Genomic DNA, 25496 nt, shown 5'->3' on the forward strand with positions numbered 1-25496 from the left:
ATGGCATTGTTAGATTTCTTTCTGTCCCGCAAAAAATCGACAGCCAATATAGCCAAGGAACGGCTACAGATCATCGTAGCCGAACGGCGTCGAGGGGATAGTGAACCATCCTATCTGCCTGAACTGAAACGTGACATTCTGGCGGTCATCTGTAAGTACATTAAGATTGACCCAGAAATGTTGCAGGTTCAGTTCGAGCAAAAAGGTGACGATATTTCCGTACTGGAACTTAACGTCACCCTGCCAGAATCGGAAGAAACGCCTAAATGACAGCAGTCTGTTTGCTTTGTTCGCAGGTGTTTTTTTCAGCATAGCGCCCCCTGTTTTTTCAGGGGGCTACTGCTTTTTATCTCGTTCCCTTCCGCTATTCTCTTCCCGCCCCGAAATAACCACTGTATATAACCCCATTAAACAGGTTCTTTTTCCGTCTGTTTGTGCTTATTCCTGATAATTCTTGATTAAGACTTCTCTCATTTTAGCTGGAATTTAATATCCCCAGACTGGCCTGATTGCCGCTATTTTAGGATTAAGCGTTATCGGGAAATATAAAATAAAAAGAGCGGGACAATTGCCCGCTCTTTTTAACGCATATTCACTTTCCTTCTTAAAAGAAGGAATCAATAATTGCTCAAAATTTCATTCAGTCTTTCAGCTAACAACTTCCCGCGCCAGCCACTGATTAATTCAGGTTGTGATTCTTTATCTTTTAACTTCCAGTGATGCGTCAGTAACTGATTAATCTGGCGACGTGATGCCAGCATTTCAACGCTCAGTTTACTCTCTTCACTGACAGTCTGAATAAGTGCCTTAATATCCTTAAAGACTTTGCGGTAACCCGGCTGATCAATCAGGTTCAAAATCGGTGCGGGCAGTTCAGCTTCATCCAGTGCATTCGATTCCTCCACCAGCGCCAGCAACGTACGCCCGTGATAGCGAATCTCCGGGCCACTCAGACCAAGCGCTTCCAGCTCGCCCAGCGACGTTGGCTGATAGCGCGCCACCTGCCAGAGGTTTTCCTCACGTACTACAAAATTAACGGCCAGATCACGCTGACGGGCCTGGTTCAGGCGCCACGCGGCTAACAACTTCAGGCATCCCAACTGGCGTGGACGCAACTGAAAAGCGTTACTGATTTCCAGATAAGCCAGTTCCGGTTGCAGCACTTCCTTACGGCGGCGGCACAGAGCAAGGCATTCATCCAGCGCGGCATCCATCCACCCTGCGTCTTGTGTTTCACGCATCAGTTGATCGGCCAGCGGCAGCAGATACCACACGTCAGCCGCAGCATAGACGCATTGCTTTTCGCTCAGCGGACGGGCTATCCAGTCAGTGCGCGATTCGCTTTTATCCAGCTCAACGCCGGTGGTTTCAGCCACCAGACGTGCAAAACCACAGGACAACGGGCGTCCGCTGAAAGCAGCGAGGATCTGCGTATCAATCAGCGGTGAAGGCATCACCCCAAAGGCATTCAGGAAAACTTCCAGATCTTCGCTGCCGGCATGCAGGAATTTGATGACATCAGGATCAACCAGCAAATCAATGAAGGGTTGCCAGGCGGTGATTGGCAATGGGTCGATCAGCGTCAGCCTTTCGCCATCGAATAACTGTATGAGCCCCAGTTGCGGATAATACGTGCGGGTACGGACAAATTCGGTATCCAGCGCAATTTTACTGTGCGCTTTGGCCTGAAGACAAACTTGCTCCAGCGCGTCATTGGTGGTGATCAACTCATAATTCAAAACATCATTCTCTTAATCATTACTGCGTTATAACGTGATAACGCCGGACATCGCCGGCGTTAAGAATCTGACTCTTTCTGACTGAACAGGCAATCCGCTATGCCGCATCCTGCTTCGGAGTGGCTTTCGGTTTCAGCTGCTCATCACGAAGTTCCCTTCTGAGAATTTTACCGACATTTGACTTCGGCAACTCGTCGCGGAACTCGACAATCTTCGGTACTTTGTAACCGGTTAATAACCGACGACAATGTGCGAGAAGCTCTTCGCTGGTCAGTGATGGGTCTTTCTTCACCACGCAAATTTTGACGATTTCACCCGACGACTCATCCGGCACGCCAATGGCGGCAACTTCGAGTACCTTGTCATGCTGTGAAACCACCTCTTCAATTTCGTTAGGGTAAACGTTGAAACCGGAAACCAGAATCATGTCTTTTTTACGGTCAACAATCCGTAAGAAGCCCTGCTCGTCCACTGTAACGATATCGCCCGTCGATAACCAGCCATCTTTTAGCACCTCATCGGTGGCGGAAGGCCGTTGCCAGTAACCCAGCATAACCTGCGGGCCTTTAACCCACAGCTCGCCAGGCTGGCCAGGCCCGACATCCTGGCCGTTATCATCCACGAGACGGACTTCCGTGGATGGCACTGGCAGACCGATACTGCCACTGTAATGTTTCAAATCATACGGGTTACCCGCCACCAGCGGTGAACATTCTGTCAGTCCGTAACCCTCCAGCAGATGTTTACCGGTCAGTTTTTCCCACTTCTCTGCCACTGATTTCTGCACCGACATTCCGCCGCCGACAGAAAGACGCAACGAGGAGAAGTCAAGCTCACGGAAATCTTCATTATTGAGCAACGCATTGAACAATGTATTCACGCCGCTGATAGCCGTGAAAGGATATTTCCCGAGTTCTTTGACCATCCCCGGCACGTCGCGCGGATTGGTGATGAGCAGGCTTTTACCGCCCAGTTCAAGGAACAGCAGGCAATTCACTGTCAGTGCGAAAATGTGATACAGCGGAAGTGCGGTTACCACCAGTTCATGTCCCGGCTGTAACAACGGCGCGTAGGCCGCTTTCGCCTGCTCGAGATTCGCCTGCATGTTGCGGTGGGTCAGCATCGCCCCTTTCGCCACGCCCGTCGTTCCGCCGGTATATTGCAGGAACGCCAGATCATTATTAATGATATCGGGCTTGATGTATTGCAGACGACGTCCGCGCTGTAAGGCGGTGCGGAAGGAAATCGCGTTCGGCAAGTGGTATTTAGGCACCAGCCGTTTGATATATTTCACCACAAAGTTAACCAGCGTCCCCTTCGCCGCAGAAAGCTGATCGCCCATTCGGGTCAGGATCACATGCTTAACCTGAGTTTTGTACACCACTTTTTCCAGGGTATGTGCAAAGTTTGAAACAATCACAATGGCACTGGCACCGCTGTCGTTGAGCTGATGCTCGAGTTCACGCGGCGTATACAGAGGATTGACGTTGACTACCACCATGCCGGCGCGCAATACGCCAAACAGGGCAATCGGGTATTGCAGCAGATTCGGCATCATCAGGGCAACGCGGTCGCCCTTCCTGAGCCCAAGCTCATTTTGCAAATAGGCAGCGAAAGCACGGCTGCGCTCTTCGAGCTTGCGGTAAGTCATCACCTCGCCCATGTTGATAAATGCCGCATTGTCAGCGTAACGCAACGTAGCATTTTCAAACATCTCGACCAGCGAACTGTAGCGGTCAGGGTCGATGTTCTCAGGAACATCTGCCGGATATCGTTTTAGCCAAACCTTTTCCAAGGTATCACTCCTGAAATCATGTTCTGTTGCCGTCTCTATTCGACGAGTTTTATCACGTCTTTAACAATATTTTAACTCAGCTTACCAGTTGCGTTTCAAACAATGTCGAGGTTGAGAGGCGGGTCACTTTTTCTGTGCCCTTACTTTGTCAACCGTCCATGGCAGAAAATAAAAAGGCGGCAATTAAGCCGCCTTAACAACGCTTCTCTTCAGGTCATTTCCCGGGCAGCGGCACAACAGAATGCGTCGCTGCCGGTTTTACTGTTGCCGGGGGAAGCGCGCCATGAGAAGGCGGAGCTCCACGCGGCGGCGGCGGTCTATTCGGTGACGACGCTTTCGACCCGGGCCGGTGCTGTATTATACCAGCCGGGACCCCAACCGGGCCCAAACCCCCGCCCCCAGGAATCATACGGCCCGCCAAAACCATAGCCCCATGGGCCGATAGGTTGCGGAGGCATGACGACCTGTTGCTGTATCCGCCAGCGTTTGTAGCTGTTGACATTAACGGTAACGAAATCATAAGACGTCTGGCCGATGGTGCCCTTTTCCACGCCGGTAATTGGCCCGACGACGGTCACTAACTGATTGCGGTAATCCACCGGATCCACAAAACCGTTAATGTAAGCCATGATGCGTCCGCGTGATGCTGCCCCTAAAATCGGGCGAGCGCCCTCATCCAGCGGAACAGTTGCGATTTCCAGACGCGTCTTGTTTTGCAGGTTGGTTACGGCAATCACTTTGCCGCCAAAACGCGACTCCTGCCCGACGTACAAATTCGGCGCGCCCTGCACGGCCTGTAAATTCATTTGCGGCGTAGCCGTGGTCCCACGAATTTCATCGGGCACGGTGACACACCCTGATAATACCAACACGCTGAGTGCAACAGCACTCCGCACCATTTTCTTACCCGTTACACCTGATAACTGCTGAACAACAGACCACTTACGCATTACGATGACTCCTGTGCAAACTCTTCATTTTGACCGTCTTTTGATGCACAAGTTGCCATGACTTATCGGCCTGGCAGCTTTTTCCACGTAACTTCATTACGCAGGTAAGTCGGTTCAGCATCTTCCGGATTAACGCGAATACCGTTTTCCCAGAGCTGCAGCGCCAGCAGCAACATATCTTCCGCCTGCGGCAGTAACATTTTTCCATCAAATAAATCCGCCGCCGGGGATTCACCCAGTAAATGCGGATAGGCTTCCCAGCCCGTACCCACGGTGGCAAAGCGCCCGTTTCGCTCAACGGTACGCGCCAGCAGTTGTTCAGGTTTGATGACCGTCTCGGTATTTTCACCGCTCCAGACACCTTGTGTATTGCGGGTAAATTCACCCCAGTACACTTCGCCCATGCGGGCATCAATGGCTGCCAGCACCTGTTCCGCGCCGGTCTGGCGGTAAGCACCCTGCGCCATGGTGAGTAAGGTGGAGACGGGCAACAAAGGCAGTTCTGCGCCGAGCGATAAGCCTTGCGCGATACCTATGCCGATGCGCACACCGGTAAAACTACCCGGTCCCCGGCCGAAGGCCAGTGCGTCGAGTTGTTTCAGGGAAAGCCCCGCTTCGGCGAGGGTCTGCTGCACCAGTGGCAGAATGCGCTGCGTATGTTCGCGGGCGCAAAGTTCAAAATGAGCGAGCGTTTCGCCCTGATCGTAAAGCGCAACCGAACAGGCTTCTGTCGCCGTATCAATTGCTAAAATTCGCGTGGACATGCCAAACCTCAGGCGGGAAATTAATAAGTTATACCCTCAATACCTCGCGCGCAGTCAACGCATCTGCAACGTGAAATATGACGGGTATAAGAACCTTTTTCGGGGCGGCATCTTAGCATAAACAAAGGGCTAATTCTGCTCTTCAGCGTTCTGTAAAAAGCGGATCGCTTGTGCCAGATCACGGGTGCGCGGTGTCGGCGGCAAACTGTTGAGGAAAACTTCACCATACGGACGCATTACCAGCCTGTTATCGCAAATCACCATCACCCCGCGATCATCCGTATCACGGATCAAACGTCCGACACCCTGTTTAAGCGTAATGACAGCATCCGGTAATTGTACGTCATTGAACGGATCTCCGCCGCGCAGACGGCAATCCTCAATACGGGCTTTGAGCAATGGATCGTCAGGCGACGTGAATGGCAGTTTGTCGATAATTACGCACGACAGCGCGTCACCGCGCACGTCCACCCCTTCCCAGAAACTGCTGGTGGCGACCAGTAATGCGTTACCGGCTTCGACAAACTGCGCCAGCAACTGGCCCTTGCTGGTTTCGCCCTGCAACAAAACCGGCAGCGTCAGGCTGGCCCTGAATTCTTCCGCCAGTTCACGCATCATTTTGTGAGACGTACACAGGAAAAAACAGCGGCCTTTATTAGCTTCGATAAGCGGGCGCAACATCCGCGCCAGCTGTTTCGAACTGCCCTGCACATTTGATTCAGGCAGAAAGCGCGGAACGCACAACAGCGCCTGTTTGGCGTAATCGAACGGGCTCGGCAGCAGCAACGTTTCTGCCTCATCCAGCCCCAGACGCTCAGTAAAATGATGCAGCTGATCGTTCACCGAAAGCGTTGCCGAGGTGAAAATCCACGCCCCCGGTTTTTCTTTCATCATCTCGCTGAATTTGTCGGTCACCGACAAGGGAGTCAGCGCCAGGACGAAATGGCGTGAATTACATTCGTACCAGTAACTGTAACCGGGGATCGACACATCTTTCAGGCGTTTGAGACGGTTGCGGTAAAGCGTGGCGCGCTCGAAAGCCGCATCCAGCAACGCAGAACGGCCGAGGGACAATTTAACCACGTCGTAGCAAAGTTCCAGCGCGTCATCGAGCAACAGTAAGGCACGCTGAATGGCGGGTTGACTGAGAACATCGCGAAGATTGCCGCGAAAACCGGGCTCGCCGAGCGCCAGACGGAAATCCATCGTGCTCTGGCTAAGCCGGTCAGCGCTTTTCTGCAACTGCACAGAGTCACGGACTTCCGTGCGGTAAGCAATAGTAATGTCTTTTGCCATATCAAGCAGCTGGCGGCTGGTGACCTGCTGGCCAAAATACTGGCTGGCGATGTCAGGGATCTGATGGGCTTCGTCGAAAATCATCACGTCAGCTTCGGGGATCAGCTCACCAAAGCCGCTCTCCTTCACCACCATGTCCGCCATAAACAGATGATGGTTCACCACCACCACATCGGCGTCCATCGCCTTACGGCGGGCTTTTACCACGAAGCATTCTTTGTAAAGCGGGCAGTCACTCCCCAGACAGTTGTCGTTGGTACTGGTCACCAGCGGCCAGACAAAGCTGTCTTCAGGTACCACGGTGCAGGTGCTGATATCGCCCTCTTCCGTGCTGCTCGACCAGTGACGCAGATGCGCCAGTTCGCTGAGCGCCTGGCTGGCAAGATCGCCGCCGGAGAGCGATTGCTGCTCCAGACGTTCCAGACATAAATAGTTTGAGCGCCCTTTCAGCAGCGCCAGACGGCCCTTGAAATTCAGCGCGCTGGCAACTTTGGGCAAATCGCGGGAATAAAGCTGATCCTGTAAGTTTTTCGAACCGGTGGAGATAATGACTTTTTTGCCGGAGCGCAATGCCGGTGCCAGATACGCGTAGGTTTTACCGGTACCAGTACCGGCTTCCACCACCAGCCCTTGCTTACCGCTGATGGCTTTGCTGACAGCCTGCGCCATCAGACGCTGAGGTTCACGGGGTTTAAAACCTTCAATTTTCTGCGCCAGTGCGCCGTCTGTTGCGAAATCGTCTGTCACTCTGTCTCTCTACCTGTACGGATCAGCAGTGATTATGCCAATCCCTCGCCCCGACTACCACCGCCATCTGCCAATCCAACGTATTCATCCTTTGTGATACCCTTAGCGGCATCATAAAAAAGTGACTAACTGGAGCCATAATATGACCATCGAGCGTATCCGACCTGAGCCACGGATGTCCGACATCGTTATCCATAACAACACCATTTATTACACGGCAGTGCCGGAAAATCTGGACGCGAATGCAAAAGACCAGACCGCAGAAACGCTGGCCATTATCGATGCTGCGCTGACGGAAGCGGGCTCGGATAAGAGCAAAATTCTCGATGCCACACTGTTTCTGGTCAATAAAGAAGATTTCCCGGCGATGAATGAAGCCTGGGATGCCTGGGTATCACCGGGCAATGCACCGGTACGCTGCACGGTTCAGGCTAACCTGATGAATCCGAAATATAAAATTGAAATCAAGATCATTGCCGCACGCTAAGCACTGATCAGCAGACATAAAAAAACCTCCCGCGGGAGGTTTTTCATTTTCAGCACGTCGCTGTTTTAGATCTTTGCACCGGCGACCGCTTCTTTCGCCAGCTCAGTAATGCGTGCGTAATCACCGCTTTCCAGCGCATCGGCTGGCACCAGCCATGAACCACCGATACACAGCACGCTTTTCAGCGCCAGGTAATCACGGTAGTTCGCTGGCGAAATTCCGCCAGTCGGGCAGAAACGCACCTGCGGGAACGGACCGGCAATCGCCTGCAACGCTTTCACGCCGCCATTGGCCTCAGCCGGGAAGAACTTAAATTCACGCAGACCAGCATCCAGACCCATCATCAGTTCGGATACAGTACAAATCCCCGGGATTAAAGGAATAGAACCGGCATTGGCTGCTTTCAGCAAAGCATCAGTCAGGCCAGGGCTAATCGCAAACTGGGCACCCGCCTCGGTCACTTCAGCCAGTTGCTCTGGATTGAGTACCGTACCTGCGCCAATGATAGCGTCCGGCACTTCTTGAGCAATGGCACGGATCGCATCCATCGCGCATGGGGTGCGCAACGTCACTTCCAGCACACGGACGCCACCCGCAACCAGCGCTTTAGCCAGCGGAACCGCATGCTCCAGTTTGTTGATAACAATCACAGGAACAACCGGCCCTGAGGTCAGAATTTGTTCCGCGCTTGTTTTCCAGTTTTTCATCTTGTTCTCCATTCATGCCCGCAGGCACCGTTGTGATTGATGGCGCGCCCCTGCCACAGGGACCAGCAGAATTTAAACCCTGCCAGTAACCGACCACACCCGATTGGACGATACTACTCTCCCCGTCATACTTGAAGCCGCAGCGGCGTTGATTGCGCTTGTTCACCCGAATCACTGACTCATGTCAGCTCATCGGGACTCACACACTTGCCGCCTTGCTGCAACTCCAATTATTTTGGGGAGTAATGACTCAATAAATTATTCGTTACTCGAACTCGTTCCAGGAACGGCCGTCGCGGGTGATCATCGCCACGGAAGCCACCGGCCCCCATGTCCCGGACTGATACGGTTTTGGTGCTTCGCTTTCCGCAGCCCATGCGTTCATGATGGAATCGACCCATTTCCAGGCTTCTTCCACTTCGTCACGACGGACGAACAGCGCCTGAATTCCACGCATGGTTTCCAGCAGCAGACGCTCGTAAGCATCAGCAATATGCTGTTCATTGAAGGTTTCAGTAAAGCTCAGATCCAGCTTGGTGGTTTGCAGACGGTGTTTGTGCTCAAGACCCGGCACTTTGTTCAGCACTTCGATCTCGATACCTTCGTCCGGTTGCAGACGAATAGTCAGTTTGTTCTGCGGCAACTGCTGGTAGGAATCACGGAACAGGTTCAATGCCGGGTTTTTGAAATACACCACGACCTCAGAACATTTGCTCGGCAGACGCTTACCGGTGCGCAGGTAGAATGGCACGCCCGCCCACTGCCAGTTGTCGATATCCACGCGAATAGACACGAAAGTTTCGGTGCTGCTGGTTTTTTTCGCACCTTCTTCTTCCAGATAGCCAGGGACTTTTTTGCCCTGCACGAAGCCGGCTGTGTACTGGCCGCGCACGGTGTTTTCACGCACGTTTGACTGGTCGATACGACGCAGTGAGCGCAGCACTTTCACTTTTTCGTCACGGATACGGTCGGTGCTCAGATCAGCCGGAGGTGACATGGCGATCATGGTCAGAATTTGCAGCAAGTGGTTCTGGATCATGTCGCGCATCTGACCCGCGTCATCAAAGTAACCCCAGCGGCCTTCGATACCGACTTCTTCAGCGACCGTGATCTGCACATGATCAATGGTGCGGTTATCCCAGTTGCTGGCAAACAGATTGTTAGCGAAACGCAGTGCCAGGAGATTCAGTACCGTTTCTTTACCCAGATAGTGGTCGATACGGTAAACCTGGGACTCAGCGAAGTATTCTGCGACTTGATCGTTGATAACCTGAGAAGACTCCAGAGAGTGTCCCAGTGGTTTCTCCATCACGACGCGCGCAGGTTCTTTGTTCAGCCCTGCTTCGCCCAGACCGCGGCAAATCGCACCGAAGTGGCCTGGCGCAATCGCAAAGTAGTTAATGGTGGCGCGATTTTGCTGGTCAAGCATTTTGCCCAGCACTTTGAAATGCTTCACATCGTTGACATCAAGGTTACAGAAATCAAGACGGGCGCTGAGCTTATCCCACAGTTCCGGATCAATTTTTTCTTTCATGAAGGTGGTCAGTGCTTCTTTGACCACTTCGGTATAGGCCGCTTTGTCCCATTCCGCACGTCCGACACCGATGATGCGGGTGTCCGGGTGAATGTGACCCGCTTTCTCTAACTGATACAGGGAAGGCAACAGCTTACGGCGCGCAAGATCGCCCTTTGCACCGAAAATTACCAGATCACACGCCTGGGCTGTCTGAGTTACCGCCATGTTCTTCTCCTCAATGCAGGAATACCTAACATATTTCTGGTTGCTGTGCGTGAGCCGCAACTCGAATTATCTCGGGTACATATTGTAATTTTATTTCAGCAACAATGTACTCTGATTGCCCGTGAGCCGTAAACCATGTTCTGACAGGGGGATAACTCTGCGGAAAAGCTTGTTTTTATCATAAATGTCTCAGCGGATAGTAAAACCCACCACATTCTGTAATTTTATGACAAAACTGAACAGAATTTACCATACTGAAAGTTAGATCCCGGTCAAACTCTGACAAAAAAAGCGTTTTTTCGCCTGACTGACGCTGCCAACAGCATTAAGCGCGTAGTATATTTTCATCAAATCAACACGATTTCCTCTTTTCAAAGAAATCGTTGAAACCTATGAGTGTCATGCTTATGAATACGTTGGAAAAAATCCAGACCCACCTTGACATTCTGAGCAAGTCAGAACGCAAAGTCGCCGAAGTGATCCTGGCATCCCCACACATTGCAATCCACTCCAGTATTGCCACTCTCGCCCGCATGGCGGACGTCAGTGAACCTACTGTAAACCGTTTTTGCCGTCGCCTCGACACAAAAGGGTTTCCAGATTTTAAATTACATCTGGCACAAAGTCTGGCAAACGGCACACCTTATGTGAACCGTAACGTGGATGAAAGCGACAGCGTCAGCGCTTACACCAGCAAAATTTTCGAATCCGCTATGGCCAGCCTCGATCAGGTGAAAAATACTCTCGATATCGCTGCCATCAACCGCGCAGTCGATTTACTCACCCAGGCGAAAAAGATTTCTTTCTTTGGGCTGGGCGCATCGGCCGCAGTGGCGCATGATGCCATGAACAAATTCTTCCGCTTTAACATTCCCGTGGTGTATTTCGATGACATCGTCATGCAGCGCATGAGTTGCATGAATTCCAGCGAAGGCGATGTGGTGGTGTTGATTTCCCACACCGGCCGTACCAAAAACCTGGTCGAGCTGGCGCAACTTGCCCGCGAAAACGACGCTACGGTCATTGCCATCACGTCCTTTAATACGCCACTGGCGCATGAGGCCACGCTGGCTCTGTTACTGGATGTTCCGGAAGATACCGACGTTTATATGCCGATGGTTTCTCGAATCGCTCAGTTGACGTTGATTGATGTGCTGGCTACCGGGTTTACGCTGCGTCGTGGTGCAAAATTCAGAGATAACCTGAAGCGGGTCAAAGAAGCGTTGAAAGAATCGCGCTTTGATAAGGGAATGGTTGTCCCTAACCTGCCGGAGTAAGCTCGTCATGCGAGTCGGCACATCAAATCATTCATAGAATATATGAACAAATCATCATTGATTTAATAGGGAGTCTGGCGGGAAATCTACGCGCAAAGTGCGCAGGGTAAATGTCAGACATGAGGTCAGCGGGTCACACAGGTGAAACCCTTTTGTATTACAATTACACCTAAACCCAATGTGGGCTCGCTGTTTTTTTGCATTACCATGTTTCATCAGTTAACGGAGTTAGGCATGTCCAGAAGGCTCAGAAGAACGAAGATTGTTACCACGCTCGGCCCTGCAACTGACCGCGACAATAATCTTGAGAAGATCATTGCTGCTGGTGCGAACGTTGTGCGTATGAATTTCTCCCACGGAACCGCTGAAGATCACATTCTTCGCGCTAACAAAGTGCGTGAAATAGCCGCGCGTCTCGGCCGCCACGTCGCGATTCTTGGCGATCTGCAAGGTCCGAAAATCCGTGTATCGACCTTCAAGGAAGGTAAAGTTTTCCTCAATATCGGTGACAAATTCCTGCTCGATGCCAACATGAGCAAGGGTGAAGGCGATAAAGAAAAAGTCGGCATCGACTATAAAGGTCTCCCAGCTGATGTGGTGCCGGGTGATATTCTGTTACTTGATGACGGCCGTGTGCAGCTAAAAGTACTCGAAGTTCAGGGCATGAAAGTGTTCACGGAAGTGACCGTGGGCGGCCCGCTGTCTAACAATAAAGGCATCAATAAGCTGGGCGGAGGTCTTTCTGCCGAAGCGCTGACTGAGAAAGATAAAGCAGACATTATTACTGCGGCCAAAATGGACGTAGATTATCTGGCAGTTTCATTCCCACGCACCGGCGAAGATCTTAACTACGCGCGCCGTCTGGCACGCGATGCAGGCTGTAATGCGCAAATCGTGTCTAAAGTCGAACGCGCTGAAGCGGTGGCGTCAGATGAAGCAATGGATGACATCATTCTGGCATCCGATGTCGTGATGGTGGCCCGCGGTGACCTGGGTGTTGAAATCGGCGACCCTGAGCTGGTGGGTATCCAGAAAAAACTGATCCGTCGTGCACGTCAGTTGAACCGCGCGGTGATCACTGCGACCCAGATGATGGAATCGATGATCACTAACCCGATGCCAACCCGTGCAGAAGTGATGGACGTAGCGAACGCCGTGCTCGATGGCACAGATGCGGTCATGCTGTCAGCGGAAACGGCTGCCGGTCAATATCCTGCTGAAACTGTGGCAGCCATGGCGCGCGTATGTCTGGGCGCAGAAAAAATCCCAAGCATTAACGTTTCCAAACACCGCCTGGACGTGGAATTCGATAACATCGAAGAAGCCATTGCAATGTCCGCTATGTACGCGGCAAACCACCTGAAAGGGGTCACGGCGATCATTTCCATGACCGAGTCCGGGCGTACCGCGCTGATGTTGTCACGTATCAGCTCCGGCCTGCCGATCTTTGCCATGTCGCGCCACGAACACACACTGAATCTGACCGCGATTTACCGCGGCGTTACCCCTGTCTTCTTCGACAGCGCAAATGACGGCGTAGCGGGCGCACAGGATGCCGTGAACTTACTGCGTGATAAAGGTTACCTTTTGTCAGGCGATCTGGTGATCATCACCCAGGGTGATGTCATGAGCACCGTCGGTACCACCAATACCAGCCGTATACTGCGTGTTGAATAATAGTTAAATGTAATAAGATATAAACATATGGCCGATCATCGTGATCGGCCTTTTTTATTTTCGTCCTGCCCCTGAATCTATTACTCCCTCCTGCTGGTCAGTGAACAGTCTTAATTTGATCATTATTTTGCCATTCGTTTGAAATAATCAGGTTCACTGCATAAATCATTGCGTGATGAAAATTCATTACACCTACAAACATTGCGCTTAAATATAACTTTTTATCGCAAGACAACCCTTCTTTTAAGTCAGCAAACGTATAACAAATACAGATTCATCTCATAGGAATGTGTACTCCGAACTTATCCTTCAGAAATTTATGTGACACACATCACATTAAACAATCAAAAAGTTCTGTTATGGGCAAATGTTCAATGTCGTTGTTGAATGATAATGATTTGCATTTATAATGATTCTCAATCGTTAAAACCTTGTATAAGTCCGCACTAAGGAATCCAAACAAGACATATCACTGCTTATTTTTTATAACATAAAATATTTAACCATACACTTTACAGGCATGGCCATCAGCCCTGCCTGCTGATGCTTACGTTCACTGCTAAATCCTGACTTTATCCGGGTGGCCGCCCCACGCCTGCTGAGGATGAAAAGGACTAACCAAAAGGATCCAGAATGAGCCAGATAAATAACTGGGAATTAATGCAATCCGCCACTCAAGACCTGACAATCACTCAGGCGAATATAAGCAAAAATAAAGGTTATATTTTTAACCAGAACAGCACTTCTGAATGGCAGACACTGATTGAGCAAGGCCTCGAATTAATTAAATCCCATATTAACCATACTGAGAAACCTTTTTCCGGCGTTTCTCCGGCTGAATTAGCCGAGCAATTTCGCCATATTGACCTGACCAAACCTTTAGACGGAACGCGGCTGGCGCTGGAAGAACTGGATGATTTATATCTTCAGCACGCGGTCTATTTCCACCATCCGAAATACCTCGCGCATCTCAACTGTCCGACCGTAGTACCTTCCCAACTGGCGGAACTGTTTATCAGCGCCATCAACTCCTCGGTGGATACCTGGGATCAGAGCGCAGGCGGCACACTCATCGAGCAAAAAGTTATTGACTGGACACTCGCCCGGATCGGTTTTGGCGCACAGTCAGATGGTATTTTCACCAGCGGCGGTACGCAGTCTAATCTGATGGCAATGCTGCTGGCACGAGACAGTCATTGCAAACGCACCCGCCCGCAGCACAGCATCAAGTACCAGGGGCTGCCGCCGGAAGCCAACCGCTGGCGTATTTTCAGTTCACAGGTCAGCCATTTCAGTATTCAGAAATCCGCTGCCCTGCTCGGCCTGGGTTATGATGCCGTGGTGCCAGTCGCCTGCGACAGCGCTTTCCGTATGGATATTGCCGCGCTCCGTCAGGAAATTGAGCGCTGCCACACTGAAGGGTTGATTCCAATTGCGGTCGTGGCAACCGCCGGTACGACCGACTTTGGCAGCATTGACCCGCTGAATGAGATCGCTGAAATCTGCCGCCAGGAAAAAATCTGGATGCATGCTGATGCCGCGTACGGCTGCGGTTTGCTGGTTTCACCTCAGCATCGCCAGCGCATTGAAGGGATCCATCTGGCCGATTCCGTTACCGTGGATTATCACAAATCCTTCTTCCAGCCGGTGAGCTGCAGCGCATTCCTGGTTAACGATCACAGCCATCTGGAGCACGTCACGCACCACGCTGAATACCTGAATCCGCTGAGTGCGAAACTGGAAGGCACGCCAAATCTGGTGAACAAAAGTATCCAGACCACCAAACGTTTTGATGCCCTCAAAATGTGGCTGACGTTGCGCATTATGGGTCAACAAGCACTGGGAGAATCGTTCGATGTGCTGCTGGCACGCGCAACAGAAACGCATCAGATGATGGAACAAAATCCGAATATCGAAGTGCTGCATAAACCGGAACTGAGCACGCTGGTATTCCGTTTTGTGCCGCGTATCTCCATGAGTCATGAACAGATTGACGAAATCAATGCCGGGATCCGCAAGGCCATTTTCCGCGACGGCAGCGCCGTTATCGCCGGTACCAAAGTGCATCAGCGTCAGTATCTGAAATTCACCTTACTGAACCCCACCACCACCAGGGAAGACGTTGCCGATGTGCTCAGCCTGATCACGCATTACGGCAAAGAACTGACTGCCAGCGCGCTGAGCGCCGCGAAAAACCGGTAAAAGGAGCCGCACCATGAATATCCATTCAAACGACCAAACGTATGATTTCATCGCCGTGGGCATCGGCCCGTTTAACCTCGGGCTGGCCTGTCTGACTGAACCGGTGAAAGAGCTGAACGGTCTGTTTTTAGACCAGAATGACAGCTTCGACTGGCACACCGGTATGATGCTGGAAAGCGCGCATTTACAGACGCCGTTCATGGCAGATCTGGTGACTCTCGCCGATCCGACCAGCCCTTACAGCTTCCTGAATTACCTGAAATTACAGGGGAAACTTTACTCGTTCTACATCCGTGAAGACTTCTTCATGATGCGTAAAGAGTTCAATCAGTATTGCCAGTGGGCATGCAGCCAACTGACCAGCCTGCAATTCTCCACGCGCGTGGAACTGGTCACCTGGGATGCCGTGCAGGAATGCTATCTGGTTGAAACGCGCTCAACCAAAAGCGGCGAAAAGCAGATTTACCGCACCAAAAGGCTGGTTCTCGGTACAGGACCGTCGCCGTGGATACCCGCCTGTGCGCGGGATGCCGGCAGGAACGTGCATCATTCCTCGGCCTATTTGCCGAACAAAGAGCAGGTACAGAATTCGAAATCCATTACCGTGGTCGGCAGCGGCCAGAGTGCCGCAGAAATTTACTATGACCTGCTCTCTGATATCGATAAGCACGATTACCACCTGACCTGGGTGACCCGCGCTCCGCGTTTCTACCCGCTGGAATACAGCAAACTGACGCTGGAAATGACCTCACCGGAATACATCGATTATTTCCACGCGCTGCCAATGAGCAAGCGCGATCAGCTCAATCGTGAACAAAAATGCCTGTATAAGGGCATTAACATCAGTCTGATCAACGACATTTATGATCTGATGTACGTCAAACGTCTCGACGGCCCGCTGAATGTCAATTTGTATACACATTCGGAACTGAAAGCACTGACCCGCAGCCGCAGCGGCGAACTGGAAATGACCCTGCTCCACCACGAACAACAACAGGAATACCAACACCGCACGGAATCCGTGATCCTCGCAACGGGTTACGGCTATCAGCCACCGCAGTTTGTTGAAGGCATTTACAACCGTATTCAGTGGGATGACTCGGGCCGTTACGCCGTCAGGCGCAATTACAGCATCGATGCGCATAACCAGATTTTCGTACAAAACGCCGAGCTGCACACGCACGGCTTCGTCACTCCGGATCTGGGCATGGCGTGCTACCGCAACAGCACCATAATCCGCGAGATGCTCGGCACTGAAGTGTATCCGCTGGAGAAATCCATCGCCTTCCAGACCTTTGGGTCCCGCTTCCCTGGCGCAAACTAACGGAGAATTTACCCATGTCTGATGCCATTTCAACCGCCGTATTCTCCTGCCAGCGCGACGCAGGAAAACTGTCTTTACGCCCGCTGGCGCTGGAGAAAGATGCCGCCGTTTTACATGACTGGATGACGCAGCCCTACGCACATTTCTGGGGAATGCAGAACAGTACCCTCGCAGAAGTCGACAGCTTCTATCGCAACCTGACTCACGGTAAACCGCTGGCGGCGTTGATGGGCGAAATAGACGGTCAGCCGCAATTTCTCATCGAATGCTATCCGGTTCAGGATGACCCGTTGCATGAACATTACGACGTCCGGCCCGGCGATATGGGCATGCATATTCTGCTCTCTCCGGCCGAAAAACCGGTGTCAGGCTTCAGCTGGCAGGTGTTCTCGGCCGTGATGGAATACCTGTTCAGCCAGCCCGAAGTCCGCCGCATAGTGGTCGAGCCGGATGTTCGTAACGAAAAGATTCACAAGCTGAATAAGCGCGCCGGTTTCCGCTATCAGAAACAAATTCAACTGACACACAAAACTGCATGGCTGGCATTTTGCCAGCGTGAAGATTTTTTTCAGGCAAGCCAGAAGGAAAAACACACCATGACTCCTGCAACTCTGCAAACCGGTGAGCACCTGCAACCGGAACTCTGGGCAAAAGCGAATGCCCTGCTGCTGCGTAAATGCCTGGCGGAACTGACACATGAACGTCTGCTCGCGCCGCAGGCGTTGAAAACGACCGGCACCTGGACTGACTATCAGCTGGCAGTACCGGCCTCGGAAATAGAATATCGTTTCCGTGCCCGCCAGTTGCCTCTGAATGACTGGATGATTGATCTCGACAGCATTCAGCGCCTGGATAATTTTATCCCGCAGCCGCTGGACGCGGTTAAATTTATCATTGAATTCGCGGAGCAAATTGGTATTTCCCAGGCCATGCTGTCGACCTATCTGGAAGAAATCAGCAGCACGCTTTACAGCAGTGCCTACAAATTGGCAAACAATCACACCACAGCAAAACAACTGTCGCAGGCCGATTTCCAGACCGTCGAAACCAGCATGACCGAAGGCCATCCGAGCTTTATCGCCAACAACGGCCGTATCGGTTTTGATGCCGGTGATTATGTCCGTTACGCGCCGGAAGCGGCCAATCCACTGCAACTGGTCTGGGTGGCGGTTCATCATGACAAAGCACATTTCGCCAGTGTCGAAGGTTTACCGTATGAAAAACTGATCGCGGAAGAACTGGGTGAAGCGCAGATTTGTGCTTTCACGCAAAAGCTGGTTGATAAAGGTGTCGACCCGAAAAATTACTACTTCATGCCGGTACATCCGTGGCAGTGGCAGAACAAATTACTGACCGTCTTCGCACCGGATATCGCCCGTCAGTTTCTGATTTATCTCGGTGAAGGTGATGATAACTATCTGGCACAACAGTCAATCCGCACCTTCTACAATGCCAGCCGTCCGAAAGGACGTTACGTTAAAACGGCGCTGTCGATCCTGAACATGGGCTTTATGCGCGGGCTTTCACCTTACTATATGGCGACCACTCCGGGCATTAATGAATGGCTGGCGGATCTGGTCGAAAACGATGCGTATCTGCAATCCACCGGTTTCAGCATTTTGCAGGAAGTGGCGTCACTCGGTTACCACAATCACTATTTCGAGCAAGCCATCAAAGGCGACAGCGCGTACAAGAAAATGTTTGCGGCGTTGTGGCGCGAAAATCCGGTCGCTTTGTTGCAGCCAAATCAGCGTCTGATGACCATGGCCGCCCTGCTGCACACCGATAAACACGGCGATGCGCTGATTGTCGAGATGATCAAATCATCCGGTCTGGCCACCGGCGACTGGCTTAAACGCTACATGCACGCCTATCTCAGCCCGCTGCTGCACTGCTTTTATCAGTACGACCTGGTGTTTATGCCGCATGGTGAAAACCTGATCCTGCGGTTCGAAAACAATATTCCGGTGAATGCTTTCATGAAGGATATCGCCGAGGAAATTGCGGTGATGAACCCCGACGCCAGCCTGCCGGAAAAAGCCAAACGTCTGGCGGTGGACGTACCGGAAAATCTTAAAATTTTGTCGATTTTCACTGACGTCTTTGCCGGGGTATTCCGCTTTATCGCCCGTATTCTGGAAGAACATGGCAATTATCCTGCCGGGCAGTTCTGGCAGGTGGTAGCCGAAGTGGTACGCGACTATCAGATTCAGTATCCGGAACTGTCGGAGAAATTTGCCCGTTATGACATGTTTGGCGCCGAGTTTACGCACTCATGCCTGAACCGTCTGCAACTGGCGAATAATCAGCAGATGATCAACCTGTCAGATCCGGCGCAGAACCTGAAATTCGCCGGCACGCTGGAAAACCCGATTGCGGCCTATGCTAACCGCTACTGAAAACCCGGTTTAATCTGATGAAGCTTTAATGCCATGAATAGTAGCGCGGCTTTCACAGGCCGCGCTTTTTCGATTTTAAGACCCGGAGAATTAAGGTTATGTCGTCCGTTTCCGAACCCGCTTCGCGGCTGAATTTCCGCCAGTGGCTGTTCCCGCTGTCACTGGTGCTATTCGAGTTCGCCACCTATATTGCCCACGATATGATCCAGCCGGGTATGCTGCAGGTGATCAGTGATTTCAGCGCAAGTGCCGACTGGGTTTCAACCTCGCTAACCGCTTATTTGTGCGGCGGTATTTTGCTGCAATGGTTGCTCGGGCCGCTTTCCGACCGCCTTGGCCGCAGGCCGGTGCTGCTGACAGGCGTGGCCTTTTTCACCGTCACCTGTCTGCTGACGGTTTTCACCCGAAACATTGAACAGTTCATTCTGATGCGTTTTTTACAGGGGATGAGCCTGTGCTTTATCGGCGCGGTAGGTTATGCCGCCATTCAGGAAGCGTTCAGTGAAACAATGAGCGTTAAACTGATGGCGCTGATGGCGAACATCACGTTGATCGCTCCCCTGCTCGGGCCGCTGGCTGGCGCGGCGTTTATTCATTACGCACCATGGAAAGCCATGTTTGCGTTGTTCTCACTGGTCTCTGCATTCTCATTCTGGGGTCTGTGGCGCAGTATGCCGGAAACCGCCAGCGGTCGCGGGGAGCGTTTTTCAATGCGCAGGCTACTGACCGATTACCGCGAAGTCTTCACCAACAAAGGCGTGGTGCTCGGTTCGCTGTCTATCGGGTTAATCACCCTGCCGTTGCTGGCATGGGTGGCGCAGTCGCCGGTATTACTGATTCAGGATGGCGGAATGACGCCGCTACAGTACGGATGGTGGCAAGTGCCGGTATTTACCGGATTGATTATCGGTAACATCACGCTCAGCAAACTCAGTGGCAAAGTGAATATCCGCACGCCTGTCTGGCTCGGTCTCGCGCCGATAGTTCTCGGTCTGGCAGTCAGTGCTTATGCCGCGCTGTTTATGGTACATGCCTGGGGCTGGATGATTGGCGGGCTGAGCCTCTATGCGCTGGGCTCGGGACTGGTAAATGCCGGGCTTTACCGCCTGACGCTGTTTTCCAGCCCGACCGGTAAAGGCACGGTCGCCGCTGCACTTGGGCTGCTCACCATTGTGGTTTTTGCGGCGGGTATAGAAGTGGCAAAGCAGTTATATTTCGCACTGGGCAACGGCATTTTTATGCTGGCAGGCATGATTTCCGGTGTCACCGGCACATTGCTGATTGCAGTGTTTCTCAAACGTATCCCTGAAAAAGCATAAAAAAAAGCTGAGGTGCGAGCCTCAGCTTTTTCAAATCTTTTTACCGTTACTTTTTGGGATAAAGCTCTTTGCGTGAATAGGGCTCAGGCTCACCCGGTTTGCGGGTTTTAAGCAACTTGAGGATCCAGGTGTACTGTTCCGGATTCGGCCCGACCAGCACTTCCACTTCCTCATTCATCCGGCGCGCAATGCGGTTATCATCGGCAGTTGCCAGATCATCCATTGGCGGGCGCACATAAATATCGAGACGTTGTTCGTGGCCGTTATACACCGGAAACAACGGTATGATCGACGCACGGCACACTTTCATCAGGCGTCCTACCGCAGGCAATGTCGCCTTGTAGGTCGCGAAGAAATCGACGAACTCGCTGTGCTCAGCACCGTGATCCTGATCCGGCAGATAGTAGCCCCAGTATCCCTGACGCACCGAACTGATAAACGGCTTGATGCCATCATTACGCGCATGCATCCGGCCACCAAAACGACGGCGAACGGTATTCCACAGATAATCGGTCAGCGGGTTTTTCTGATTATGGAACATGGCGGCCATCGGATGTCCGTCAGCGGCCATCAGCATCGCCGGAATATCCACAGCCCATCCATGTGGCACCAGAAAAATCACATTTTTACCTTCGGCATGCATCTGATCGACAATTTCCTTGCCGTGCCAGTGAACGCGCTGCATGACTTTTTTGGGGTCACGGATCGCCAGCTCAGCCATCATCACCATGGATTGTGGCGCGGTGGCAAACATTTCATCGATGATATGTTCACGCTCCGCTTCAGAGGTTTCCGGCAGGCAGTACAGCAGATTAATTTGCGCACGACGACGTGCGCCTTTCGCAAACTTTCCGGCCAGACGGCCAAGACTGCCTAATATAGGGTCACGAACCTTTGCGGGCAGATACGCCATTGCGGCCATCGCTCCGACGCCCAGCCAGACGCCCCAGTAACGCGGATAATAGAAGGCTTTCTGAAACTGCGGAATAAATTCTACGGTAGATCGTTTTTCTTTTTCTGGCTGCATGCTCAGGCTCTTATGACAAATTCTGCCTTAATGATAAGTGCAGTGATTTATTTTGCAATAAATCACTGCCTCACAACATTAAGCGCAAAAGGGGATCCTGAACGGTCAGTCCAGCTTCAGTTGAGGAACAACCTGACGAACGGTGGCCAGGTAAGTACTGCGATCTTTACCTGTCAGCCCTTCGGTGCGCGGCAGTTTAGCCGTCAGCGGATTCACAGCCAGCTGGTTAATCCACATTTCAAAGTGCAGATGCGGGCCGGTTGAGCGACCAGTATTGCCGGAAAGCGCGATGCGATCCCCCCGTTTCACTTTCTGACCGGGTTTCACCAACAGTTTACGTAGATGCATATAACGGGTCATGTACTGACGACCATGACGAATGGCCACATAGTTACCCGCAGCGCCGCCGTTCTTGGCAACAACCACTTCGCCATCACCCACCGCCAGAACAGGCGTACCGACAGGTACGGCGAAATCGACGCCACGGTGCGGCGCAATACGCCCGGTCACCGGGTTCAGACGACGCGGATTGAAGTTAGACGAAACGCGGTACTGTTTGCCCGTCGGGAAGCGCAGGAAACCTTTCGCCAGCCCGCTGCCGGTACGGTCATAGAACTTACCGTCTTCGGCGCGCACGGCGTAGTAGTCTTTACCGCCAGTGCGCATACGCACTGCCTGCAATTCACTTTGCTCGTTCTTACCGTCCAGCACCTCGTTGGACATCAGTACCGCAAAGTCGTCGCCTTTCTTCAATTTACGGAAATCGAGTTGCCATTGCAGCGCCTTAATGACAGCACTGACTTCAGCGCTGCTCAGCCCTGCCGCTTTGGCACTGGTGACAAAACTGCCGTTCAGCGTCCCTTTCAATACGGAGTCTTTCCATTCCCCTTTCAGGGTTTCCAGAGACGATTTGAAGGTATTGCCGGAACGGTCAAAGGTATAGGTTTCGCGACGTGATTTTTCCCACGTCAGACGCTGTAAATCCCCGGCATCGTTAAGTGTCCAGGAAATCTGCTGGCCGATTTTCAGGTTACGTAAATCACGGTTGGCGTCAGAAAGCGCAGCAATTTCCGACATATCAATGCCGTACTGATTCAGAATGCTGCTGAGGGTATCACCGGTAGAAACCACATACTCATGCACGCCCGCTTCATTGACAGTTTTATCGTCAAGATCATCTTGCGGAATGTCATCATCAGCGGGGGGAGACTGGTCGATAGGTTCGCTGGCTTCGGGAAGCAGTGAACGCAGTTGCTGATTATCAAGTGTGATATTTTTAACCAGCGGTCGGGTATCAGAAAGGTCATTGTCCGGGTGGTAAGCTAACGGTTTCCATACGGCCACAGCCAGTGTGACGACGGTAAGAGACCCCAGCATAATGCGATGGGGCCGTGGAAGGTTGCTATACGCCAGAGCGATAGATCGGGCTATCAGCTGCACTTAAATTCTGTCCTTTTAGCTTACTTCAGGCAGCTCAGGTACTGGTTCGTCAGCTGTGACAAAAAGTTCACATAGCTGTCCGCACCCAGTGCGATGCTGCTCCCCAGAGGATCCAATGTGCCCATACGCACTTTTGTTCCCTGGGCAACAGCCGTTATGACGGCCGGCCTGAATTGTGGCTCAGCAAAAACGCAGGTCGCTTTTTGCTCAACCAACTGTGTTCGAATGAGATGTAATCGCTGTGCACCGGGTTGAATTTCGGGATTGATCGTAAAGCGACCAAGTGGCGAAAGGCCGAAGTGTTTTTCAAAGTAGCCATAGGCATCGTGAAAAACAAAATATCCCTTACCCTGAACAGGTTGCAGAATACTACCAAGGTTTTTGTCAGCTTTTGTCAAGGTGTCTTCAAAATGAGATAAATTTGCATCTAATTGTTGCTTTTTTTGCGGAACCAGCGCTACGAGCTTGTTATGGATCACAATAGCAGCCTCGCGGGCAATTTCCGGCGACAGCCAGACATGCATATTGTATTCGCCATGATGATGATCAGCGTCATCGTGATCATGGTCATGATCAGCCTCATGTTCGTCATCATCACTGCCCTTAATCAGCAGCGGTTTCACTGCCGGTAACGTCGCGATGGCCACCTGACGGTTCGGCGACAACTGCGCCGCAGATTTGGTCATGAAAGCTTCCATTTCCGGCCCCACCCACACCACCAGATCGGCGCTACGCATGCGTGCAATATCCGAAGGGCGTAAGGCGAAATCATGTGGAGATGTGCCGTCCGGCAGCAACACTTCCGTCGGCATAACACCATCGGCAATGGCTGATGCGATAAAACCCAGCGGGCGTACGGAAGCCAGAACCACGGCCTGCGTGCTGAAAACCGCGCCTGAACTCAATATTGCGGCTGCCAGAAACATCCGTTTAACGCTTTTTTTCTGTATCATGCTGAGTGAACTCATCTTCGGGTTGGGGGAAAACTGGTTATTTTTAGCGAAACGCAATATTATAACATCCGATTTGTTCTGCAAGACCCTATGACATGCCCACATTAGCTACGCTCCAAAATATTTCAGTGACTTTCGGTTCGCGACGCGTGTTGTCCAACATCTCGCTAAGCCTGCAACCGGGGAAAATTCTGACCCTTCTCGGCCCGAATGGCGCAGGGAAATCCACATTAGTGCGCGTTGTGCTTGGCCTGATTGCGCCGACAGAAGGCACGATGACTTGCGAACCCGGTTTACGTATCGGCTATGTTCCGCAAAAAATTCATCTTGATCCCACCATGCCTCTGACCGTCAGCCGCTTTATGCGACTGAAACCCGGTGTGAAGAAAAGCGATATTCTGCCCGCGCTCAAACGCGTACAGGCTGCGCACCTGCTGGATCAACCGATGCAAAAACTCTCCGGCGGCGAAAATCAGCGTGTTTTACTGGCGCGTGCGTTAATGAACAGCCCGCAGTTACTGGTGCTCGATGAACCGACGCAAGGTGTTGACGTCAACGGACAACTGGCGCTGTACAACCTGATCGACAGCCTGCGCTGCGAATTGGGGTGCGCGGTGCTGATGGTGTCGCATGACTTGCATCTGGTGATGGCGAAAACGGACGAAGTGCTGTGCCTGAACCAGCACATCTGCTGTTCCGGCTCGCCGGAAGTGGTCTCTACGCATCCGGAATTTATTGCGATGTTCGGTAACCGTGGCGCCGAGCAACTGGCGATTTACCGTCACAACCACAACCATCGTCATGATTTAAAGGGAAAGATAATTTTGCGCAACACCGGAGGTCGTGACGCATGATCGCGCTGTTATTACCCGGCTGGCTGGCGGGGGTATTGCTGGCGATTGCCGCTGGCCCGCTGGGCTCGTTTGTCGTCTGGCGCCGCATGTCCTATTTTGGCGATACGCTGGCCCACGCCTCTCTGCTCGGCGTAGCGTTTGGCTTGCTGCTTAATGTAAATCCTTTCTATACCGTTATCGCCGTCACGTTATTGCTGGCCGTGTTACTGGTGGTGCTCGAGCGTAAACCGCATCTGGCCGTCGATACCCTGCTCGGAATTATGGCGCACAGCGCCCTGTCACTCGGTCTGGTGGTGGTCAGCCTGATGTCCGGCGTACGTGTGGATCTGATGGCGTATTTGTTTGGTGATTTGCTGTCAGTGACCTACAGCGACATCTGGATGATTGGTGCTGGCGTAACGGTGGTGATTGCGGTGCTGTGCTGGCAATGGCGGGCATTGCTTTCCATGACCATCAGCCCGGAACTTGCTCATGTTGATGGCGTAAAACTGCAACGCACACGTATCGTCCTGATGCTGGTAACAGCGCTGACGATCGGTCTGGCGATGAAGTTCGTCGGCGCGCTGATCATCACCTCGTTGCTGATTATCCCCGCCGCGACAGCGCGACGCTTCGCTAAAACGCCTGAGCAAATGGCCTGCGTCGCGGTAGCGGTTGGCATCATTGCGGTGACCGGCGGCCTGACGTTCTCTGCATTCTATGATACGCCTGCTGGCCCTTCTGTCGTGCTGTGCGCTGCGGTGCTGTTTATGCTCAGCCTCAGTAAAAAACAGATTGCCTGACCGCAACGCCAGAAAC

At 52.2% G+C, this 25496-nt stretch carries 20 protein-coding genes; 10 read left to right on the forward strand and 10 right to left on the reverse strand.

Annotated elements, in window-relative coordinates:
• Entirely contained in the window at positions 1-270 is a 270-nt protein-coding gene (gene minE / locus LC431_RS04410; RefSeq protein ID WP_013575323.1) for a cell division topological specificity factor MinE, read from the forward strand.
• Positions 271-617: 347 nt separating this feature from the next.
• Here minE and rnd read toward each other — a convergent pair whose 3' ends face one another.
• The 5 genes from rnd to LC431_RS04435 form a co-directional block, all read right to left on the reverse strand.
• Entirely contained in the window at positions 618-1739 is a 1122-nt protein-coding gene (rnd, locus tag LC431_RS04415; protein WP_013575322.1) for a ribonuclease D, read from the reverse strand.
• 97 nt (positions 1740-1836) lie between these two features.
• Entirely contained in the window at positions 1837-3534 is a 1698-nt protein-coding gene (gene fadD / locus LC431_RS04420) for a long-chain-fatty-acid--CoA ligase FadD (RefSeq protein ID WP_013575321.1), read from the reverse strand.
• Between the two features lie 317 nt (positions 3535-3851).
• Positions 3852-4484, reverse strand: a complete 633-nt coding sequence (locus LC431_RS04425; RefSeq protein WP_015689883.1) for a Slp family lipoprotein — start codon at positions 4482-4484, stop codon at positions 3852-3854.
• A 62-nt stretch (positions 4485-4546) separates the two neighbouring features.
• Entirely contained in the window at positions 4547-5248 is a 702-nt protein-coding gene (gene tsaB / locus LC431_RS04430) for a tRNA (adenosine(37)-N6)-threonylcarbamoyltransferase complex dimerization subunit type 1 TsaB (protein ID WP_223509321.1), read from the reverse strand.
• Positions 5249-5377: 129 nt separating this feature from the next.
• Positions 5378-7291, reverse strand: coding sequence for an ATP-dependent DNA helicase (locus LC431_RS04435; protein ID WP_121019386.1), 1914 nt, complete (start codon positions 7289-7291; stop codon positions 5378-5380).
• A gap of 142 nt (positions 7292-7433) precedes the next feature.
• Between LC431_RS04435 and LC431_RS04440 the strand changes: the two genes are divergently transcribed.
• Entirely contained in the window at positions 7434-7778 is a 345-nt protein-coding gene (locus tag LC431_RS04440) for a RidA family protein (protein WP_013575317.1), read from the forward strand.
• A 65-nt stretch (positions 7779-7843) separates the two neighbouring features.
• On the opposite strand, the gene LC431_RS04445 is transcribed toward LC431_RS04440, so the two are convergent.
• Entirely contained in the window at positions 7844-8485 is a 642-nt protein-coding gene (locus LC431_RS04445) for a bifunctional 4-hydroxy-2-oxoglutarate aldolase/2-dehydro-3-deoxy-phosphogluconate aldolase (RefSeq protein ID WP_013575316.1), read from the reverse strand.
• Between the two features lie 265 nt (positions 8486-8750).
• The gene (zwf, locus tag LC431_RS04450) at positions 8751-10226 is read right to left on the reverse strand and encodes a glucose-6-phosphate dehydrogenase (protein ID WP_013575315.1); all 1476 of its coding nucleotides are present in this window, start codon (positions 10224-10226) and stop codon (positions 8751-8753) included.
• A 407-nt stretch (positions 10227-10633) separates the two neighbouring features.
• On the opposite strand from zwf, the gene LC431_RS04455 reads away from it, so the two are divergent.
• From LC431_RS04455 to LC431_RS04480, 6 genes are all read left to right on the forward strand, one after another.
• Positions 10634-11503, forward strand: a complete 870-nt coding sequence (locus LC431_RS04455) for a MurR/RpiR family transcriptional regulator (RefSeq protein WP_013575314.1) — start codon at positions 10634-10636, stop codon at positions 11501-11503.
• A 234-nt stretch (positions 11504-11737) separates the two neighbouring features.
• Complete coding sequence (gene pyk, locus LC431_RS04460) at positions 11738-13180, forward strand: pyruvate kinase (protein ID WP_013575313.1); 1443 nt, start codon at positions 11738-11740, stop codon at positions 13178-13180.
• A gap of 633 nt (positions 13181-13813) precedes the next feature.
• The gene (locus LC431_RS04465; protein ID WP_223509322.1) at positions 13814-15382 is read left to right on the forward strand and encodes an aspartate aminotransferase family protein; all 1569 of its coding nucleotides are present in this window, start codon (positions 13814-13816) and stop codon (positions 15380-15382) included.
• Between the two features lie 13 nt (positions 15383-15395).
• Complete coding sequence (locus LC431_RS04470) at positions 15396-16706, forward strand: lysine N(6)-hydroxylase/L-ornithine N(5)-oxygenase family protein (protein ID WP_013575311.1); 1311 nt, start codon at positions 15396-15398, stop codon at positions 16704-16706.
• A gap of 14 nt (positions 16707-16720) precedes the next feature.
• Positions 16721-19105 carry a GNAT family N-acetyltransferase gene (locus LC431_RS04475; RefSeq protein ID WP_223509323.1) on the forward strand — a complete coding sequence of 795 codons (2385 nt, stop codon included), beginning with the start codon at positions 16721-16723 and terminating at the stop codon, positions 19103-19105.
• Positions 19106-19203: 98 nt separating this feature from the next.
• A complete protein-coding gene (locus tag LC431_RS04480) occupies positions 19204-20424 on the forward strand; it encodes an MFS transporter (RefSeq protein WP_013575309.1) in 1221 nt (406 codons plus the stop codon).
• Between the two features lie 46 nt (positions 20425-20470).
• Here the strand turns inward: LC431_RS04480 and lpxM are convergent, their stop codons facing one another.
• The 3 genes from lpxM to znuA all read right to left on the reverse strand — a co-directional run bounded on the left by lpxM (position 20471) and on the right by znuA (position 23844).
• Positions 20471-21451: a lauroyl-Kdo(2)-lipid IV(A) myristoyltransferase gene (gene lpxM, locus LC431_RS04485; protein ID WP_037034697.1), complete on the reverse strand. Its 981-nt coding sequence runs from the start codon at positions 21449-21451 to the stop codon at positions 20471-20473.
• Positions 21452-21556: 105 nt separating this feature from the next.
• Positions 21557-22891: a murein DD-endopeptidase MepM gene (gene mepM / locus LC431_RS04490; RefSeq protein WP_013575307.1), complete on the reverse strand. Its 1335-nt coding sequence runs from the start codon at positions 22889-22891 to the stop codon at positions 21557-21559.
• A 20-nt stretch (positions 22892-22911) separates the two neighbouring features.
• A complete protein-coding gene (znuA, locus tag LC431_RS04495) occupies positions 22912-23844 on the reverse strand; it encodes a zinc ABC transporter substrate-binding protein ZnuA (RefSeq protein WP_223509496.1) in 933 nt (310 codons plus the stop codon).
• Between the two features lie 95 nt (positions 23845-23939).
• Here znuA and znuC point away from each other — a divergent pair, with 95 nt between their 5' ends.
• Positions 23940-24698 carry a zinc ABC transporter ATP-binding protein ZnuC gene (gene znuC / locus LC431_RS04500; protein ID WP_013575305.1) on the forward strand — a complete coding sequence of 253 codons (759 nt, stop codon included), beginning with the start codon at positions 23940-23942 and terminating at the stop codon, positions 24696-24698.
• Entirely contained in the window at positions 24695-25480 is a 786-nt protein-coding gene (gene znuB, locus LC431_RS04505; protein ID WP_013575304.1) for a zinc ABC transporter permease subunit ZnuB, read from the forward strand. The genes znuC and znuB overlap by 4 nt, the downstream gene beginning before the upstream one ends.
• Positions 25481-25496 lie beyond the last annotated feature (16 nt).

It is taken from the genome of Rahnella sp. GSA61A (assembly GCF_019969905.1).
Taxonomy (GTDB): domain Bacteria; phylum Pseudomonadota; class Gammaproteobacteria; order Enterobacterales; family Enterobacteriaceae; genus Rahnella; species Rahnella aceris.

Excerpts from the sequence above, each read along its gene's own strand:
- zwf (WP_013575315.1), bottom strand. The coding sequence starts at position 10,226 with ATGGCGGTAACTCAGACAGCCCAGGCGTGTGATCTGGTAATTTTCGGT.
- LC431_RS04475 (WP_223509323.1), top strand. The coding sequence starts at position 16,721 with ATGTCTGATGCCATTTCAACCGCCGTATTCTCCTGCCAGCGCGACGCA.
- LC431_RS04425 (WP_015689883.1), bottom strand. The coding sequence starts at position 4,484 with ATGCGTAAGTGGTCTGTTGTTCAGCAGTTATCAGGTGTAACGGGTAAG.
- znuA (WP_223509496.1), bottom strand. The coding sequence starts at position 23,844 with ATGATACAGAAAAAAAGCGTTAAACGGATGTTTCTGGCAGCCGCAATA.
- lpxM (WP_037034697.1), bottom strand. The coding sequence starts at position 21,451 with ATGCAGCCAGAAAAAGAAAAACGATCTACCGTAGAATTTATTCCGCAG.
- tsaB (WP_223509321.1), bottom strand. The coding sequence starts at position 5,248 with ATGTCCACGCGAATTTTAGCAATTGATACGGCGACAGAAGCCTGTTCG.
- LC431_RS04455 (WP_013575314.1), top strand. The coding sequence starts at position 10,634 with ATGAATACGTTGGAAAAAATCCAGACCCACCTTGACATTCTGAGCAAG.
- LC431_RS04440 (WP_013575317.1), top strand. The coding sequence starts at position 7,434 with ATGACCATCGAGCGTATCCGACCTGAGCCACGGATGTCCGACATCGTT.
- znuC (WP_013575305.1), top strand. The coding sequence starts at position 23,940 with ATGCCCACATTAGCTACGCTCCAAAATATTTCAGTGACTTTCGGTTCG.
- minE (WP_013575323.1), top strand. The coding sequence starts at position 1 with ATGGCATTGTTAGATTTCTTTCTGTCCCGCAAAAAATCGACAGCCAAT.
- pyk (WP_013575313.1), top strand. The coding sequence starts at position 11,738 with ATGTCCAGAAGGCTCAGAAGAACGAAGATTGTTACCACGCTCGGCCCT.
- LC431_RS04445 (WP_013575316.1), bottom strand. The coding sequence starts at position 8,485 with ATGAAAAACTGGAAAACAAGCGCGGAACAAATTCTGACCTCAGGGCCG.
- LC431_RS04480 (WP_013575309.1), top strand. The coding sequence starts at position 19,204 with ATGTCGTCCGTTTCCGAACCCGCTTCGCGGCTGAATTTCCGCCAGTGG.
- LC431_RS04470 (WP_013575311.1), top strand. The coding sequence starts at position 15,396 with ATGAATATCCATTCAAACGACCAAACGTATGATTTCATCGCCGTGGGC.
- znuB (WP_013575304.1), top strand. The coding sequence starts at position 24,695 with ATGATCGCGCTGTTATTACCCGGCTGGCTGGCGGGGGTATTGCTGGCG.
- LC431_RS04465 (WP_223509322.1), top strand. The coding sequence starts at position 13,814 with ATGAGCCAGATAAATAACTGGGAATTAATGCAATCCGCCACTCAAGAC.